Origin of the sequence: Acinetobacter sp. YH1901134, assembly GCF_013416965.1 — a bacterium.
GTDB classification, from domain to species: domain Bacteria; phylum Pseudomonadota; class Gammaproteobacteria; order Pseudomonadales; family Moraxellaceae; genus Acinetobacter; species Acinetobacter amyesii.
In genome coordinates, this window is sequence record NZ_VPEW01000021.1 from 1 (window position 1) to 18,752 (window position 18,752).

Sequence of the window (18,752 nt, forward strand, 5' to 3'; positions counted from 1 at the left end):
CAACAACTCAACGCTTCGCGTTTCGTTCGTTTCCGTCTATCTCGTCGGTATGGTGCTCATTATAGGGCAATTTCTTACACGTGCAAGTGCTTTTCACTCACAAAGAACACGAATGTTTTATTTTTATGCACCATTATGGTTCAAAAAATACACTTTACTCACATAAATACATGATATTTATTACAAATATCATGTAAAATATTTTTCCTATTTTGTGCGCTTAGTTTTTTTCAGGTGCTGCTTTAATCACCACACTCTGTATAACTACTGGGTTTACAGGGACATTCTGGTGCATTCCATAGTTCGCAGTTGGAACTTTTACGATTTTATCGACGATATCCATACCTTTAGTGACCTTACCAAAAACAGCATATCCCGCATTCATTGCACTTTTATTGAGGAAGTCATTGTCTGCAACATTAATAAAGAACTGACTACTTGCTGAATCAGGATGATTCATCCGTGCCATTGCCAATGTGCCACGCTTATTGCTCAAGCCATTACTTGATTCATTCTTAATCGCCGCTTTTGTTGGCTTCTCCTGCATCTTGACATCCATGCCCCCACCCTGAACCATAAATCCAGGAATCACGCGATGAAAGATTGTACCGTTATAAAATTTTTCTTTTGCATAGCTTTCAAAGTTTTTAGCTGAGATAGGTGCTTTGTCATTGAATAGCTCAATTTCAATATTGCCTTGAGAGGTTTTCATTTCGACAATAGTATTGGCAGCAAAACTGCTTAAGCTCACACAGCCAAGTGCTGCGGTAAATAAAATCTGTTTTAACATTTGCTAACTCTTCTGGTTGATCTCGTACTTGTTATTGACTGTATATTAGTCTTTGATGATTAAAAAGTAATTATTCTGCCATTATTAAAACGAGAACAATGATGACGCAAATAATACCGTCGGACACTGCATTGACACATTTACCGCCTTGGCAACTGCGTGGCGATGCTTTTATTTTGAATTATTGGATCTCTCCGAGTTATATCCAACGAGCGCAGATGTTCCGTTTAGCGACATCAGCTTTGGGTCGTGTGGTTCAGGTGTTATTGGTCCGATACCATGATTCGCCTGTGGGTCCTTATGACGAATTGCTGATTTTAGATCACCCTTTATGGAGTAAGAAAAGGTTAAGTTCGATACCTAAGATTTATGTTTCGACAGATATCTCTGTCATTCATGGCCAAAAACTCTGGGGTATTCCTAAAGAGTTGGCAAAGTTTGAATGGCAACAACATGACAATGAAGTGGTCTGTACTATAGAAGTTGAACAACAAAAAATGCAGATCCGTTTAAAAAAATCACGTTTACAGCGTTCTTTCTATATTAATAGTCATCATATCCCAGCAGCGATGTTGCAAATCAGACAAGCGTGGGAAGGTAAGCGCTATCAATTTTCACCGAAGTTTCGCGGACGGCTCTCTAAACTGAAACAGGTAGAATGGCATAACACACAGGACATTTTTCCAAATTTTTCTGAAGCACGATTATTGCAAAGCTTTTATGTCCCAGAATTTAGCCTCGTTTTTCCTGCTGCAAAAATCCAAGATAAATAACCCAATAAATAAAAACCCAGTGTTTCACGTGAAACACTGGGTTTACTTTATATAAAGGAATGATTAGCTACGTTTATCCCAAAATTTACGGAACTTCGTACTGATCTCGATCACGTATTTTTTAGCTCGGTGCGAAACCGGGGTTAAATTGATAAAACCATGGGTTTGATCGGTATATTCTTGATAAAACACTTTCACCCCTTGCTGACGGAGTTTATGCGAATAAATTTCACCTTCGTCATGTAAAACGTCATGCCCTGCCGTCACGATATACGCGGGTGCGATACCTGCCAATTTTCCATAGGTTGGTGAAATTAATGGATCATCTAAGGCCACTGCATGTTGTTCCGCATATAAAGCAGTTACGACATCAATATCTTTTTCAGTCAGAACCAAACCATCTTTATAAGCATAGAAAGATGGGTGGCGACTTTTGAAATCCACCACGGGATAAATTAATAGCTGAGCTTGCGGGGCAAAAACTTTCTGAGCACTGCGCTGCGCAACTGCGGTAGCAATATTGCCGCCTGCACTATCCCCTGCCACCGCAATTCGATTTTTTAGAATTTTAAACTGACGACTATTTTGATAAGTCCAAGCCAAGGCATCTTCACAACTTTGCATTAATTGAGCTGGGCTGGCCTCTGGCGTGAGTGGATAATCAATACTTAAAACTTGTGCTTTGGCATGCACGGCCAATAAACGACAAACTTCATCATGCGTGTCTAGACCACCCACCACAAAACCACCACCGTGATAGAACACGATCATCGGTAATTTTTTATTTGGAGCAGGATGATAATGACGCGCAAACAGCGTAGCACTTTGTAAAGGTAGACGTATATCTTGCACTTGTTTCACAAAGGTCGGCTTGGTCTTGATCGACTCCATCTGTAAATCAAATAATTTACGAGACTTCACATAGTCTTCAGTCACAAAGCCTGACTTACCTTGCTTGAGTTGAGCCGCCATCATGCATTTCACCAGCGGATCTAATTCTGGAAAAATAAACGGATAATCGAGACGTTTTGCGAGGCTTTCTTTGGCAAAGTTAGGAAGACGATCAAGTAACCGAGCAGCCGTACCTTGGCCTTTATCTTTCATATTTTTAAGTGATTCATTCAATGCAAACATGCTCTATCCTTCGAATTATGCTCTTCATACTTTCTACATGATCTAGGTCAAATGTGACCATATTCACATATAAGTCTCAACATCGACATACATAGTACAAACCTAGTTAAGCTAATCTTCTTTTATAGAGTTGTCATTGACAATTTACCCAAGTTTTATGGGTTGATTATGCTAACCCATTCTCGATAAAGGATACTCACCATGGCTAAAAAGATCATCCTTCTGTCTTTTGCGACTGCTTTTTTGGCTGTAGGCTGCGTAGCATTCCCTGAAGATGGTTACTACGATGGACGTTATGATCAACGTTATGACCGCCGTTATGATCATAATGATCGACGCTATGACAATCGTTATGATCGCCGTTACGACAGCCGTTATGAACAAGACCGCCGTACATGGGAACGTCAGCAACAACAACGTAATCGTTTAGAGCTTGAACGTAGAAAGCAGCAACTTGACCAGCGTAACTGGGAACAGAATCGTAAAAATCAACAAGAGTGGGATCGTCGTAAAAACGAACTCGAACGTCAACGTCTAGAACAACAGCGTAAATACTCTGAAGCTGAACGTCGTAAACGTGCTGAACTAGATCGTCAAAAAGTCAGCAAAGAGCGTCAGCGTTTAGAAGAACAGCGCCGTAAAGCCAGTCAAGATCGTAGAAAACAAATTGAGCAAGAGCGCAAAAAAAATATTCAAGATTTAAGAAAGGCATCAGATCAACAACGTAAAGCGGCTGAAGAACGTCGTCGCGCGTGGGAAAATCGCCGTTAATTGTTGTTTTTGCAGATCGGTTAAAAGTAAAAAGCTCATCTACATGATGGGCTTTTTTTTCGTTCACTAAAAATAGAAAAGGTAAAAAAAAAGCAATAGAAAAAAAATAGACAGAAGAGGCATCCTATCTTCTGTCTATTCTTGACTGCCTGTTGTTACAGGTCAGAGAGCATTAAACAATCTTATTGCTGAACTGTAGGTTGCGGTGCAGGCGCAGATTGAACTTCAGCACCTTGAGCTGATGGATCTGCTTGAACCACAGCACCCGATTGCTCTGTCGTTACAGATGCTTCAGTTGCAGACGTTACTTGTGCAGTTTCCGGAGATTCTACAGTTTCTTGAGAAGTACAACCCACCGCAGCTAAACCAAAACCTAAAACTGCGACAACGAATAAACCAATTTTTTTCATCTTCATTATTTCCTTCATTGAATCATTAAAAGCAAAGCTCAACTTTGCCCGAGTCATAATGGAAAATAATTCTGTGAAGTTCCCACCTTCTGAGTTGTACTTTGTACGAGGCACGGTACAGCTTATGAAATGTTTTATTAATTAGGCGGTTTTCTTTCATTTTAAGGCTTTACATCAATTTTTTAACTCAAGTGCTTTGTTTTTTATTAAAAAAAATAAATATAAATGATTTTGAATAAAGCGTGGTCACAGCTTTTGAATACAACAAAGTTCAACAAAACTTGCAACTCAGTTACTTAAGTGGCTGTTTTTATAAATTTCATGCAAAAAAAAGCCTGCTTATGAGAGAAGCAGGCCATGAAAAACACATTTGAAATAAATTAAGAAACTACAGCGATAGAATCTGAAACAAAGAATACTGTGCTGATCATTTTTTGTGAAATATTTAATAAAACTGATACTAAGAGTTTTTATGTATAAATATTAACCACTATTTTTTGAGGCAAAAAAAATACTGATTCTTGGGAAATCAGCATGGAAAAGTTTTTCTAAAATCTAGAGGTAGTCACCATATCCCTCTCTCCAGTGGATATGGTCACTTCCGATAGATAAATTATGCAAATTTTCAGGCACAAAGAGAAACCGTTAAAATTTATGATTAAAATCTATAAATCCGATCAAAATATGATTATACATTCAAATCAATAATTTATATTTTCATAGAATTTAATTTTGCAGTCGATATTTGGCTGAAAAACCATTTATTTGAATAAAAAATTGCATTTAATCGCTGACTTCGCTTGAATTTTTATACCCTGCCCCGATTTCTTTTATTAATCATGAATTCAAAACGCATGGCAGTTACGCATCGATGTCGTTTGAACGCACAGCTATAAGGACTGAACATGTTTAAGAACCCATTTAAACGGAGTAAATCAATGGCGACTGAGCAAAACCAAGACGCTCAAGATCTTCAACAAGAGCAAGCAGAACAGCAAACTCAAGCTGAAAACGAGCAAGCTGAAGTTTCAGTTGAAGATTTACAAGCACAAATCACCAATTTAGAAGAAAGCTTAAAACTTGAAAAAGCACGTACTGCAAATGCCGTATATGAAGCGCAAAAAAGTGTAGAGCGCATTCAACGCGAATCTGAAAAGCATAAAGATACTGTGCTGGAAAAATTTGCAAAACAATTGCTTGAGTCAGTTGATAACCTTGAACGCGCGATTGCTGCGGCAGGTGATGAAAAATCAGGTTTATCTGAAGGTGTAGAACTTACACTGAAATCATTGCTCAGCACTTTAGAAAAATTTGGTGTGGTTGCTGTGGATACTGCAAATGGTTTCAATGCAGATCTTCATCAGGCTGTGGGCATCGATCCAAATGCCAAATCGAATGAAATTGGGACAGTATTGCAAAAAGGCTATAGTTTAAACGGTCGCCTATTACGCCCTGCTATGGTTATGGTTGGTGCATAAAGACAAATTTTCTGAGACGAATTAAAAATTTTAACCAATATTACTTGAAAATTTTTGATTGGCTCTCATATCGGATAACAAGCGAAAACATCGTAAAAGAATTTTAGAGGAAACATCCAAATGGCGAAAATCATTGGTATTGACTTAGGTACTACAAACTCTTGCGTAGCAGTACTTGAAGGCGACAAAGTAAAAGTAATCGACAACGCTGAAGGCGCTCGTACAACCCCATCTATTATTGCGTATAAAGATGGCGAGATCCTTGTCGGTCAATCTGCTAAGCGTCAAGCAGTGACTAACCCTAAAAACACATTATTTGCAATCAAACGTTTGATCGGTCGTAAGTACCAAGACCAAGCTGTGCAAAAAGATATCGGCCTTGTACCTTACAAAATCATCAAAGCTGACAATGGCGATGCTTGGGTTGATGTAAACGACAAGAAACTTGCACCACAACAAATCTCTGCTGAAATCTTGAAAAAGATGAAAAAAACAGCTGAAGACTACCTTGGTGAAACAGTAACTGAAGCGGTAATTACTGTTCCTGCGTACTTTAACGATGCTCAACGTCAAGCGACTAAAGATGCAGGTAAAATTGCTGGTTTAGATGTTAAACGTATCATCAACGAACCAACAGCTGCTGCACTTGCGTTCGGTATGGACAAAAAAGAAGGCGACCGTAAAGTTGCGGTTTACGACTTAGGTGGTGGTACTTTCGACGTATCAATCATTGAAATCGCTGACCTTGATGGCGACCAACAAATCGAAGTGTTGTCTACAAACGGTGATACATTCCTTGGTGGTGAAGACTTCGATAATGCATTAATTGAATACTTGGTTGAAGAGTTCAAGAAAGAACAAAGCGTAAACTTGAAACAAGATCCGCTTGCACTTCAACGTTTAAAAGAAGCTGCTGAAAAAGCAAAAATCGAGCTTTCTTCTTCGAATGCAACAGAAATCAACCTTCCATACATCACAGCAGATGCGACTGGTCCTAAACACTTAGTGATCAACGTGACTCGCTCTAAACTTGAAGGTTTAGTTGCTGAATTGGTTGCTCGTACAATTGAACCATGTAAGATTGCACTTAAAGATGCAGGTCTTTCAACCTCTGACATCTCTGACGTAATCTTGGTGGGTGGTCAGTCTCGTATGCCACTTGTACAACAAAAAGTACAAGAGTTCTTCGGCCGTGAGCCACGTAAAGACGTGAACCCAGATGAAGCTGTAGCGATGGGTGCTGCGATTCAAGGTGCAGTACTTTCAGGTGATAAAACTGACGTACTTCTTCTTGACGTAACTCCGCTTACACTTGGTATTGAAACAATGGGTGGCGTGTTAACAGCGATCATTGAGAAAAACACGACGATTCCTGCGAAGAAATCTCAAGTGTTCTCAACTGCTGCAGACAACCAACCAGCTGTAGACATTTCAGTTTACCAAGGTGAACGTAAAATGGCTCAACAAAACAAATTGTTGGGTAACTTCCAATTGGGCGATATTCCACCTGCTCCACGTGGTGTACCACAAATTGAAGTATCATTTGACATCAACGCTGATGGTATCTTGAAAGTATCTGCAAAAGATAAGAGCACAGGTAAAGAGCAATCAATTCAAATTAAAGCTAACTCTGGTTTGAGCGATGCTGAAATTGAAGCGATGATCAAAGATGCTGAAGCGAATGCTGAAGAAGATCGTAAATTTGAAGAATTAGCGAAAGCACGTAACGAAGCTGATGCACTTGTTTCTTCTGCTCAAAAAGCAGTAAAAGATCTTGGTGAACAGGTAACTGCTGATGAGAAATCTGCAATCGATGCTGCTGTAGCTGAGCTCGAAGCAGCGACTAAAGAAAACGATGTAGATGCAATCAAAGCGAAAACTGAAGCACTTCAAAACATCATTATGCCGATCACTCAACGTGCTTATGAAGCTGCACAAGGTCAAGGCGGTGCTGAAGGTTTTGATCCTAGCGCTTTCCAAGGCGCTGAAGGTCAAGCTCAAAAAGCAGATGACGGCGTTGTAGATGCTGAGTTCACTGAAGTGAAAGATGACAAAAAATAATTTGTCGCTTTAACTGAGTCTTTCAAAGCTCAAAAAGACCGCGCGAAAGCGCGGTTTTTTTTGTGGATGATTTTATCTGCATCAGGCAATATTCAAATAACACGCTAAAGTTCAAACAGCCACATTCTTCTCGACTGCCAATCTGTCTATACTTAGATTTGCATAGCGCTAAATTTCAGTTAAATTAATGCAAAATAATCAAGTTTTGCGACGCTATGCGTTTGATTTTAATTATTGTTGTCATCGTTTTGAGTACTTGGTGGATCTATCAAACCAAGCAGCATCCTCAACTGAAATTTAATTCAATTTCAGATCGACTTTTACACCCTCTCGATACCCGACTGCGTTATCGGGTTGCTGATGTCGATCCGCGTTTTGGATTAAGCCAGCAACAAGTCATTCAACTTAGCCAAGAAGCCGCAGAGATATGGCATAAAGGGACACTCAAACCGTTATTTATCTATGACCCAAATGCACAACTGGCGATCCATCTAATTTATGATGATCGCCAAGAGCAATACAATGCCTATAAGCAAGTCCAAAAGACCTTAGCCGCAGATAAAGCCCGTAATGATTTATATGCCGAGAACTTAGCAAATTCGAGAAAAGGTCTGGAGATGAATGAGCAACAGCTCCGATCAAAACAAGCCATGATCCGTGCGGAAATCGCACAGCTGTCGCAAGAACGTATGAATTGGAGCCGAATAGAGCATGCACAAAACCCCAATATGCAACGCGTTGAAAGAGAACTTGAGCAAGTTAAAGCACAAGCGATGCAATTAGACCAAGAAATAGATCGATTTAATCAGCAAAATGATCAATTTAACCAACAAGTCTTAAGCTATAACCAGCAAATCGATCAATATAATGCAGGCGTGATACAAGCCAGTCAGCGCTTTCCTGCTCGAGAGTTTCATAAAGGCGTTTTTATGGGGGATCAGATTCAGATTTATCAATTTGATGCCAAAGATGATTTACGCCTTACCCTTGCCCACGAACTCGGACATGCTCTCGGCTTATCTCACCATAATGACCCTGCTGCATTAATGTACCCAATCTTAGGCGCGCAACAATTAGAAAACTTTAAACTGATGCCAGCAGACCAAGGCTTACTATATTATCGTTAGAACACCCTGAGCAAAAAAAACCATACAATCTATAAGGATATTATAGGATTCACCAACAATAATTAGCATTTCATGTTATTGTTGATTTGCAATAATTCCCTTATATCAATGACATCTTACGTGGAGAGCAATGTGAGTTACTACCATATCTTAATTGAAGTGAATGACCACATCAGCACGATTGAACAAACCCGTGATATTGAGATTTTTGATATTACAGACATTCAACCTTATCTCCATGCGGTACTTTTACCCTTTTTTAATGAGCAATTAATTGAGCTCGAAGACGAAAATCTTGAGTTTAAAGATGTCTTGCATTTACAGGTCAAACAAACCCTATTGCCGATCCGTGACCTCATCGAAGAAGAACAACGCCTGCTTCCGAGTGATACCGATGTCACCATTACGGCATATGAAATTTTTAATAATTATCAATTGACTCAAGACGTGACTACCGTAATTTTAGATCTATTAGAAGCACTAAAATTTGAAGCCTAATATCGATTTTAAACATTAAAAAAGCCCTCTAAATGAGGGCTTTTTTATGGCTCAATTCATCATCGCGATTAGATCGAGAATGAAGATCCACATCCACACGTGGTTGTCGCATTCGGGTTTTGAACCACAAATCGAGAACCTTCAAGACCTTCAATATAGTCGACTGTTGAACCAACTAAATATTGATAGCTCAGTGAATCAACCAACATCTTCACATCACCATTGATAAATTCAGCATCATCTTCGTTTTGGCTTTCAGCAAAATTAAACCCATATGAGAAACCTGAACAACCACCACCAGTCACATATACACGTAACATAAGGTCTTGATTACCTTCACTCTCACGCAATTGGCGTACTTTATTGGCAGCATTGTCAGTCAGCACAAGTGCTTGAGCATTCATGATGGATTCCTCTGAGTCATTGGGGTGTCTTTAAAAAGAAAAGACCATATTTCAAGTATAACACACTCAATATATGGTCAGTCTTCACAGTTTAAAGTTAAATCAGAGTATTTTTCTCAAGATTCATTTAAAACTTATTTATAGTTTTCTTCCTGTAATGCGCATTCGAAGTTTTTAGGGTCTTGTTTACAGCGGAATTGCCATAATAGTTTCATCATTCGCTTGTCGTAGATACCACGTTTAGTCAAATCGATACGCGCTTCACGCATCATTTTTTGATAACCAGCTTTGTCTGCTGTTGGAACATCCATCCAATATTTGGCTGGAATTTCCGATTTCATTTTTCCTAAAATGGTGAATGCACGAGGTAATTGTGTTTTGACCCAATCACGTGATTTTTGTCCATAACCTGCAGGGAATTTATCTGGGCGAATAATGATATTTCCCGTCACTTGTAAAATTGGATAATTGACGATTGCGCCTTTGCTGCCTAAACCTTTATGTAATTCCAATGGTTTGAACACCGCAGCAGGTGCCCCAATTATATCTACCTGACCATTGTTAAATTTGGCGCCAAAATTGGTTACATCAGCACTGACTGCTTGAGCTCCGACCTGCTGCACCATAATTTTCTGTGCTTCATCATAGTCAAGCACCGCAATTTTTTTACCTGCTGCTTTAGCGACAGTATTAATACTTCGGTCATTCACTAACAGATAGGCATCACCAACAGGTATCACACCTGCCACTTCATATTTACTATTGACCATGCTCTTAGCAAATGTTGGACTTGCAAGACCTTGCATAACTTTTACGGCCAATTTCAAATCTGGAATCGCACCAATGGCATCTAAAGAACCGGTAAAATTATTGAATTGGCGACCACGCATACCAGTAACACTGATCCCATCACATTTACCAGCTTTAAAATCTTCTGCAATCACTGCTTCATTTTGACCGACGCGGAGCTCAATGTCTGCGCCCCAGTTTTTTGCCGCCAATTGATAATCTTTCATCAGGGTAAAAACATCACCATTTTTACCGACCAAATCAAATACGCATACCACTTGCTTCGCTTGAGCTACGCCATTTACCGCTATTAATGCAGCAGCAACACTCAATGCCTTTGTCCATTGTTTCATACTGACTTTCCTTGTTTTTTACTGTTTTTGTTTTTTAACCATTTTTTGAATTTTGGGTCATGCTGAGTTCAATTTAATTGACTCACAGCCCTCGATTTGAATTTAGATTACCTGAATATTTTGCTCACTCAATGGCGCAAATGACCTGTGCATTTGCAAAAAAAAGCCTGGATAAATCCAGACTTTTTTCTTTAAATATCAGCTTATTCGCCGCCAAGTGAACATTCAAAATTGGCTTTATCGACAGAACAACGTGCCTTTTTCAAAACAGACATCATGCCTGCATCATAAATGCCACGCTTCGTCATATCCATACGACCTTCACGCAGTAATTTTTGATATTTGGTTTTATCTTCTGCACTTAGGTTAAGTTTATATTTCGCAGGAATACCCGCTTCTAGACGGTTAATCATCGCGATACTCTTCGGTAAGTGTTTCACAAACCAATCACGTGATTTTTGACCAAAGCCTGCAGGGAACTGATCAGGACGAATAATAAAGTCCGCAGTCACTTGTAGAACTGGGAAGTTAAACATCGCACCATTTGTACCTAAACCTTTATAGATCTCTAATGGTTTGTAGGCATATGCAGGCGCACCCACCATATCGACCTGACCATTATTAAACTTCGCCACAAAGTTAGATACATCTGAAATCACAGCTTGAGCGCCGACACGTTGCACCATAATTTTTTGTGCTTCGTCATAGCCTAATACTGCAAACTTTTTACCTGCTGCTTTTTCAATTGAGTCAATTTTCTTGTCTTTGACAAAGATGAATGCTGAACCCAGTGGGGCAATACCCGCCACTTCGTATTTTTTACCACCTAGGTTACTAACCATTTTTGCAGCATTACGTTGGTCTAATGCAAAGGTAATCGCACGTTGTGCAATCGCATTGCTCGGTGCGCCACCCAGCGCATCAATAGAGCCTGCAAATTTGTTGTATTGACGGGCACGCATCGCCGTCATAAATACACCATCACATTTACCCGCTTTAAAGTCATTGTCGGCTACTGCTTCGTCTTGACGCGGAATTAAGTTAATTTCAGCACCCCAGCCTTTTGCTGCAAGCGCCCATTCCTGAGCCATTTGATATGACTCGCCTGACTTACCCAGTAAGTCAAATACACAGATATCTACTTTTGCTGCCTGAGCTGAACCAGCAAAGCCAATTGCAGCAAACGTAGCCAATGAGAGGAGCGTTTTTTTCATTCTATTTTCCTTTCAAATCTTTTTATGGTTCAGAGGTGTCCTTACACAACGCCGATATTAAGCAAGTTAAATTAAAAAAAATAGAGCATTTACTCCATTTATTTATGTCATTTTGGCACATTCTGTTTTTCTGTGATGTATATCACTTTTTATATAAAGTAAAATTATAAATATAATCATCATCTTATATTTACAAAAATGGATTTTTGCATTTACAGCGATTGCATCAAAATTTACAAAGAAATACAGAAAAAAGCTTATTCACCCGCCACTGAACACTCAAAATTGGTTCGCTCAATCGTACAACGGGCTTTTTTCAGTACCGTCATCATAGTGGAGTCATAGATCCCTTGTTTGGTTAAATCTATCCGTCCTTCACGCAATATTTTCTGATACTTCAACTGATCATCTTTGCTGAGATTCATCTTATATTTGACAGGAATTTCAGCTTCCATACGTTTCACCATGGCAAAACTTTTTGGTAATTGCTTAACAAACCATTGCCGAGAAAGTTCAGCAAAACCTTCTGGGAATTTATTATTACGAATAATCAGGTCTGCCGTGACATTCACCACAGGAAAATTCACCATCGCCCCGGTAGTGCCTAAGCCTTTTGAAATTTCGAGTGGCTTAAAGGCATAAGCTGGCGCAGCCACAATTTCAACTTCGGCCTGATTAAACTTGCGAATAAAATTAGAAATTTCTGACATCACTGGCACAGCGCCAACACGGTCGACCATCACTTTTTGCGCATAATCATAATGCAAAATGGCAAATTTTTTACCTTCAGCTTTTTCTAAATTATTGATATTGCGATCACGGACAAAAATGTAGGCTGAACCAATTTGCCCGATCCCTGCCACTTCATAACTATCTTTGCCTAGATTGCTAATCAGTCGTTTACTGTTCCGTTTATCTAAGACATAGGTAATGGCTTTTTGTGCGATAGTATTATTCGGTACACCGCCAATGGCATCAATCGAACCGGCAAATTTGTTATACGCACGTGCCCGCATCGAGGTCATATAAAATGCGTCACATTTCCCTTCTTTAAAATCTTTATCGACTTTGGATTCATCTTGATATGAAATCAGTTGAACTTGTGCCCCCCATGCCTTACTAGCCAGAGACCACTCTTCCATCAGCTTATAAGATTCCCCAGCTTTTCCAAGTAAATCGAACACACAAACCTTCTGATTGGCATAGCTTTGTGCAGACATCACACCTGAAAGAAGCGATAAAATTAAAATTCCTTTTCTCATTTCTTATATTCCCAATATGTTTTATTAATCCATTTAAAACAACAACTTGAAATATTTTTTTAATACTAAAGCCCGTTCAATATACCTAAATACGTGGAATCTGTCACATTTTTTCAGATGGTTGCGATGCTTTGTTTTTTCTTTTGCAAAGCCATCCATTAGAATAGCCACACATTCTTCTTGTTTAGTTAGTTCCATGATTCAGTTAGACCAACTTTCCATTCGTCGCGGTGGGCGTGTTTTATTTCAAAAAGCATCTATGCAATTGCATCCAGGCTGGAAAATCGGCTTAACCGGTGTAAATGGTGCGGGTAAATCGACTCTTTTTTCTGCGCTTTTAGGTGGAATGGAGTCTGATGGTGGTTCATTAACTCGTCCTGCGGTATGGACCGTCGCGCATATGGCACAAGAAATCAAAGCACTTGATATGAAAGCGATTGATTTCGTTCTATCAGGCGATGAGGAATATTGGGATATACAACATAAACTTGAACATCCAGAACAATTAGACAATGAAGCGTTGGCACACTTATATGGCCGATTTGATGAAATCCATGGCTATACAGCTCCATCCAAAGCCTCACAACTGATGGCCGGCCTGGGTTTCTTTGAACATCAGTCCCAGCTCAATGTTTCAAGCTTTTCAGGTGGTTGGCGTATGCGTTTAAACCTTGCGCGTACCCTGATGAGCCGTTCCGACCTCTTATTACTCGATGAACCAACCAACCACTTAGACTTAGATGCGATTTTGTGGTTAGAAGATTGGTTAAAAGCTTACGAAGGTACACTAATCTTGATTTCACATGACCGTGATTTCTTAGATGCGGTGACTGATCATATTTTACATATCGAAAATCAAGAGCTGACACTTTACACCGGCAACTATTCGACCTTTGAACGCACCCGCTCTGAGCGCTTGGCACAACAACAACAAGCCTATGAAAAGCAGCTTGAAACCCGTGCGCATCTCCAAAAATTTATTGACCGTTTTAAAGCCAAAGCGACTAAAGCTAAGCAGGCTCAAAGCCGTATTAAACAATTAGAACGCATGCAGGAACTTTCTGCGGCGCATGTCGATACACCATTTACCTTTAGTTTCCGTGAACCGACCAAAATGAGTTCACCACTGCTGCAAATGGAACACGCAGATATTGGCTATGGCGACAAACTGATCGTGACCAATGTAAACCTGCAAATTACCCCAACCAGCCGAATTGGTTTACTCGGGATGAATGGTGCGGGTAAATCAACCTTAATTAAATCCTTAGTTGGTGACCTTCCTTTATTACAAGGGACGCGCAAAGCCTCTGAACTGTTGAATATTGGCTATTTTGCTCAGCATCAAATGGATGCTCTAGATGGCAATGCCAGCCCGATGTTGCAACTATCTCGAATTGCTGACAAAAAAATCAGTGAAGCTGCATTACGTTCATTTTTAGGCAGCTTTGGTTTTAGTGGCGAACGCATGGATACACCAAGTGAAGGCTTTTCAGGCGGTGAACGAGCACGATTAGCTTTGGCTTTGATTGTTTGGCAACGTCCCAATGTTTTAATTCTAGATGAACCGACCAACCATTTAGACCTTGATATGCGTCATGCCCTGACTATGGCATTACAAGACTTTGAAGGCGCTGTGGTTTTGGTTTCGCATGAACGTCAATTGATTGCCAGCGTTTGTGACGAATTATTGTTGGTACATCATGGTAAATGTCGCGAATTTGATGGTGACCTCGTGGCTTATGCCGATTGGCTGCGTCAAGCACGGATTGACATGATGAAAAATAGCCAACAAGCCCCTACTCCCATCAAATCTCAAGTTGAAACTAAACAGACGATTTCTAAAGTCGATAAAGAAGCGCAGCGTAAAGAAGCTGCACGTCAGCGTGAATTGACCCGCCCGATTCGTAAAAACATTGAAAAAAATGAAGCGCAAATCAGCAAAATTCAGCCACGCTTAAACGAAATCGAGGAATTATTAGCAGACAGTGCTTTATATGAAGCCAGTCGTAAAGATGACTTACTCAAACTTATGAATGAGCAAACAGAATTAAAAGCCAAACTTGAATCTGTCGAAGAGCAAATGCTTGAATTAATGATGGAATTAGAAGAAATGGAAAGTAGTTTTGAGGCTTAATTTAAAAAGCAAAACCATAGATTTGCATTATTAAGAAAACCTAACTTAAACTCAAAAAATCAATCGCCGTGAAATTTAAATGTTCCACGGCGATTTTTTATTTATACTTCACAATAATAATCACATTATAAATCTAAAAAATATTTAAAAAAAATCGAATGTTCATATCCAACTGGTTATTGCATAGTTAAGGCATTTCTATTCGTAAAGAATTTAAAAATTCAGCGATAGCTTTTACCCTAATTTTGTAAATGAATTCAAAAAATATACTTCACATCAAACTCATTGCCGCAGTTATCCACAAAAGCCATTTTTAAATTCAAATCTTAGTTTTAAATTCGTTTTTATTTTTTAAATTCAAAATATCGAACCACCTTTTTGTGGATAAATATTTTTAAATAATATTATCCACAATTATAAATAACTTTGATGTTGAACACTATTAAATGTGAAAATTCACAAAACTTATCCACATTTGCAAGATGGATGCATTTTATCTCCACTGACTACATTAATTTAAACTTTTTATTGTTTAAGATAAGGCAGAAGGATGGGCTTTTTTTGCCTTTAAAAAACGTAATTCTTGTATTTTCCAGGTCTGATCAAAATGCCAGATTTCCTGTATTTTCTGCTGTGTTTCGGCTAAACCAATTAAAATTTTGCACTCAGTTTGGTCACGATTAAACTCATAATCTTCAAATTCTACGTCTGGTTTTTGTGGTTTCCAAACCCCATTTTTTACTGCATGTGCAATACGTTCATAGCGGACATAATTACTTTCGACACGCCCGTCTTGCTCATAAACCACCTTAAAGTGCTCATCTTCGTATTCGGCTAAAACAGTATAATTTCCGGTAAAAAATGCATTTATCCAGATATCACGAATGTGTTCAAGTTGATTGTCCATCATATATAGACCTCTTATTTTTAGCTGCTAAGTTCAATTTGATTTGAGCTTAGCATCAGAATAAGTCAATTTTATAAAACACAAATTGGCGATTTAATATTCAATTTTATTTAAGATAGCACAAAAAAAAGCACTCCGAAGAGTGCTTTTTTGAATGATTCTGTAATCAGAATTTAGGCATCAATATCCGCATTTAACGCATTTTCTTCAATGAAAGCACGACGTGGTTCCACATCATCACCCATCAAACAAGAGAACATACGATCAGCTTCAATGGCATCCTGTACCGTTACTTGCAGCATGTTACGGTTCTCAGGATCCATTGTAGTTTCCCAAAGCTGTTCAGCATTCATCTCACCCAAACCTTTATAGCGCTGAATCATCATGCCACGGCGTGAGTCTTGTAGGATGTTTTGCCAAACCTGATGGAAGCTGCCCACTGGAATTTTGCGCTCGCCTTTTTGTAGGTAAGCACCTTCTTCCAATAAGGTGAACCAACTCTTCGAATTTTTGAGTAAACGCGCATATTCACCTGAACCCAATAGACCTGAATCTAACAAGTATTGGTGCGGTAAATTATGAACATAGATGGTAATACGCGGGAAATAGGTCGCTGACTTATTGCCTTCAGTATCTTCATGCTCAAACGTTTCGATGCTTAATTCAGGACGTAGGCTAGGCTGAGTTTTCTCAATATTGGCACGTAGTTGCTCACCCCAAGTCTGTACATAGTCTTGGTTATTTGCTTGATCTAACTTAAAGCCTTCTACTGCCAATAAACCATCCAACACACTTGCAGGATAACGTACAGTCAGACGATGCAAGCTCTTTTGAGAGGTTTGATAATCCGCAATCACACCCGCTAAAGCCTCACCACGAATGGCTGGCGCTTCTGCACTGATGTGTAATTCAAGCTCATCAATTGCATTTGAAATCAGGTAAGTCTCAAGCGCATCATTATCTTTGATGTACTGTTCTTGCTTGCCTTTTTTCAGCTTATACAGCGGTGGCTGTGCAATATAAATATATCCACGTTCTACAAGTTCTGGCATTTGACGGAAGAAGAAAGTCAACAGTAGCGTACGAATGTGCGAACCATCGACGTCGGCATCGGTCATGATGATGATTTTGTGATAACGCAGTTTATCTGGGTTATATTCCTCACGGCCAATACCACAACCTAAAGCGGTAATCAGTGTTCCCACTTCTTGAGAAGAAATCATCTTGTCAAAACGTGCACGTTCCACGTTGAGGATTTTACCTTTCAGCGGCAAAATCGCTTGCATCTTACGGTTACGGCCCTGTTTTGCAGAACCGCCCGCAGAGTCACCTTCGACTAAGTAAAGTTCAGATAATGCAGGATCTTTTTCCTGACAATCGGCCAATTTACCTGGCAGGCCTGCAATATCAAGCGCACTCTTACGACGTGTCATTTCACGTGCTTTACGTGCTGCATCACGCGCACGTGCCGCATCAATAATTTTGCCTGCAATCGATTTAGCAGCTTGTGGGTTCTCTAAAAGATATTCAGAGAACGATTTATTCATTGCTTGCTCTACCGCAGTTTTCACTTCGCTCGACACCAATTTTTCTTTGGTTTGCGAAGAAAATTTTGGATCAGGCACTTTCACCGAAACAATCGCAGTTAAACCTTCACGCGCATCATCACCAGAAACTGCTACCTTCTCTTTTTTGAGTAAGTTTTCGCTTTCCATGTAGCTGTTTAAGCCACGAGTTAATGCAGCACGGAAACCCGCTAAATGCGTACCACCATCTTTTTGTGGAATGTTATTGGTAAAGCAACGAACATTTTCCTGATAAGAATCATTCCACTGCAATGCAACTTCTACACCAATGCCATTATCCGCTTGAGTAGTAAAGTGGAAGATATCATTCAGATGGGTTTTGCCTTGGTTAATATATTTTACAAACTCAGACAAACCACCTTCATAGTCATAAACGTGCTCTAAATTGATACGTTCGTCACGTAGCACAATTCTCACACCTGCATTCAAGAAAGATAATTCACGTAAACGACGCGCCAAAATATCGACATTAAAAATCGTTTGACTGAAGGTTTCAGCACTTGGCCAGAAACGTATACGTGTACCTGTACGATCTGTCTCACCCACCACCTTTAATGGATACACGGAATCACCGTGTTTATATTCTTGCTGGTGGATTTGACCCGCACGATGAATAGTTAATTCGAGCTTGCTTGAAAGCGCATTCACCACGGATACGCCTACACCATGTAGACCGCCTGAAACTTTATAGCTGTTATCGTCAAATTTACCGCCCGCATGCAGAATCGTTAAAATCACTTCTGCTGCAGAAACACCTTCTTCTGGGTGAATGTCGGTAGGAATACCACGACCGTTATCCGATACGCTTACAGATTCATCTTCATGAATGGTGACTTGAATTTCGTCACAATGACCTGCCAACGCTTCATCAATTGAGTTATCGACAACTTCAAACACCATGTGGTGTAGGCCAGTACCATCGTCAGTATCACCAATATACATGCCCGGACGCTTACGTACAGCGTCTAGACCACGTAATACTTTGATGCTAGAGGAATCATAAGCTTTTTCTATGGTTTGTTCTGTTTGAGAAGCAGCTTGATCTTCTGAACTCATGGTTT

General features: G+C 39.6%; 16 protein-coding genes. 7 read left to right on the forward strand and 9 right to left on the reverse strand.

Annotation, left to right across the window (positions count from 1 at the left end):
• Window positions 1-220 precede the first annotated feature (220 nt).
• Window positions 221-790, reverse strand: coding sequence for a peptidylprolyl isomerase (locus FTV50_RS15230; RefSeq protein ID WP_180024952.1), 570 nt, complete (start codon window positions 788-790; stop codon window positions 221-223).
• A gap of 101 nt (window positions 791-891) precedes the next feature.
• On the opposite strand from FTV50_RS15230, the gene FTV50_RS15235 reads away from it, so the two are divergent.
• A complete protein-coding gene (locus FTV50_RS15235) occupies window positions 892-1,563 on the forward strand; it encodes an acetoacetate decarboxylase family protein (protein WP_180024953.1) in 672 nt (223 codons plus the stop codon).
• Window positions 1,564-1,626: 63 nt separating this feature from the next.
• Here FTV50_RS15235 and FTV50_RS15240 read toward each other — a convergent pair whose 3' ends face one another.
• Window positions 1,627-2,697: an alpha/beta hydrolase gene (locus FTV50_RS15240; RefSeq protein WP_078194436.1), complete on the reverse strand. Its 1,071-nt coding sequence runs from the start codon at window positions 2,695-2,697 to the stop codon at window positions 1,627-1,629.
• Window positions 2,698-2,898: 201 nt separating this feature from the next.
• On the opposite strand from FTV50_RS15240, the gene FTV50_RS15245 reads away from it, so the two are divergent.
• Complete coding sequence (locus tag FTV50_RS15245) at window positions 2,899-3,468, forward strand: hypothetical protein (RefSeq protein ID WP_180024954.1); 570 nt, start codon at window positions 2,899-2,901, stop codon at window positions 3,466-3,468.
• Window positions 3,469-3,650: 182 nt separating this feature from the next.
• Here the strand turns inward: FTV50_RS15245 and FTV50_RS15250 are convergent, their stop codons facing one another.
• Window positions 3,651-3,878: a hypothetical protein gene (locus tag FTV50_RS15250; protein ID WP_257223937.1), complete on the reverse strand. Its 228-nt coding sequence runs from the start codon at window positions 3,876-3,878 to the stop codon at window positions 3,651-3,653.
• 938 nt (window positions 3,879-4,816) lie between these two features.
• Here FTV50_RS15250 and grpE point away from each other — a divergent pair.
• The 4 genes from grpE (at window position 4,817) to FTV50_RS15270 (ending at window position 9,042) form a co-directional block, all read left to right on the forward strand.
• On the forward strand, window positions 4,817-5,356 hold the full coding sequence (gene grpE, locus FTV50_RS15255; protein WP_111885723.1) for a nucleotide exchange factor GrpE: 540 nt from the start codon (window positions 4,817-4,819) through the stop codon (window positions 5,354-5,356).
• Window positions 5,357-5,476: 120 nt separating this feature from the next.
• Window positions 5,477-7,417, forward strand: coding sequence for a molecular chaperone DnaK (gene dnaK, locus FTV50_RS15260; protein WP_180024956.1), 1,941 nt, complete (start codon window positions 5,477-5,479; stop codon window positions 7,415-7,417).
• 215 nt (window positions 7,418-7,632) lie between these two features.
• Window positions 7,633-8,544, forward strand: coding sequence for a matrixin family metalloprotease (locus FTV50_RS15265; RefSeq protein WP_180024957.1), 912 nt, complete (start codon window positions 7,633-7,635; stop codon window positions 8,542-8,544).
• A gap of 120 nt (window positions 8,545-8,664) precedes the next feature.
• Window positions 8,665-9,042: a hypothetical protein gene (locus FTV50_RS15270; RefSeq protein WP_171263823.1), complete on the forward strand. Its 378-nt coding sequence runs from the start codon at window positions 8,665-8,667 to the stop codon at window positions 9,040-9,042.
• A 68-nt stretch (window positions 9,043-9,110) separates the two neighbouring features.
• Here FTV50_RS15270 and erpA read toward each other — a convergent pair whose 3' ends face one another.
• The 4 genes from erpA to FTV50_RS15290 all read right to left on the reverse strand — a co-directional run bounded on the left by erpA (window position 9,111) and on the right by FTV50_RS15290 (window position 13,064).
• Entirely contained in the window at window positions 9,111-9,446 is a 336-nt protein-coding gene (gene erpA / locus FTV50_RS15275) for an iron-sulfur cluster insertion protein ErpA (protein WP_078194440.1), read from the reverse strand.
• A 134-nt stretch (window positions 9,447-9,580) separates the two neighbouring features.
• Entirely contained in the window at window positions 9,581-10,588 is a 1,008-nt protein-coding gene (locus tag FTV50_RS15280; protein WP_180024958.1) for a putative solute-binding protein, read from the reverse strand.
• A gap of 203 nt (window positions 10,589-10,791) precedes the next feature.
• A complete protein-coding gene (locus FTV50_RS15285) occupies window positions 10,792-11,802 on the reverse strand; it encodes a putative solute-binding protein (protein ID WP_078194442.1) in 1,011 nt (336 codons plus the stop codon).
• Window positions 11,803-12,059: 257 nt separating this feature from the next.
• Window positions 12,060-13,064 (reverse strand): putative solute-binding protein, encoded by a 1,005-nt coding sequence (locus FTV50_RS15290; RefSeq protein ID WP_180024959.1) that lies wholly within the window; start codon window positions 13,062-13,064, stop codon window positions 12,060-12,062.
• 196 nt (window positions 13,065-13,260) lie between these two features.
• Here FTV50_RS15290 and FTV50_RS15295 point away from each other — a divergent pair, with 196 nt between their 5' ends.
• Window positions 13,261-15,198, forward strand: coding sequence for an ATP-binding cassette domain-containing protein (locus tag FTV50_RS15295; protein WP_180024960.1), 1,938 nt, complete (start codon window positions 13,261-13,263; stop codon window positions 15,196-15,198).
• Between the two features lie 532 nt (window positions 15,199-15,730).
• Here the strand turns inward: FTV50_RS15295 and FTV50_RS15300 are convergent.
• Both FTV50_RS15300 and gyrB read right to left on the reverse strand, forming a co-directional pair.
• A complete protein-coding gene (locus tag FTV50_RS15300) occupies window positions 15,731-16,108 on the reverse strand; it encodes a hypothetical protein (protein WP_180024961.1) in 378 nt (125 codons plus the stop codon).
• 170 nt (window positions 16,109-16,278) lie between these two features.
• Window positions 16,279-18,747: a DNA topoisomerase (ATP-hydrolyzing) subunit B gene (gene gyrB, locus FTV50_RS15305; RefSeq protein WP_180024962.1), complete on the reverse strand. Its 2,469-nt coding sequence runs from the start codon at window positions 18,745-18,747 to the stop codon at window positions 16,279-16,281.
• Window positions 18,748-18,752: the final 5 nt, after the last annotated feature.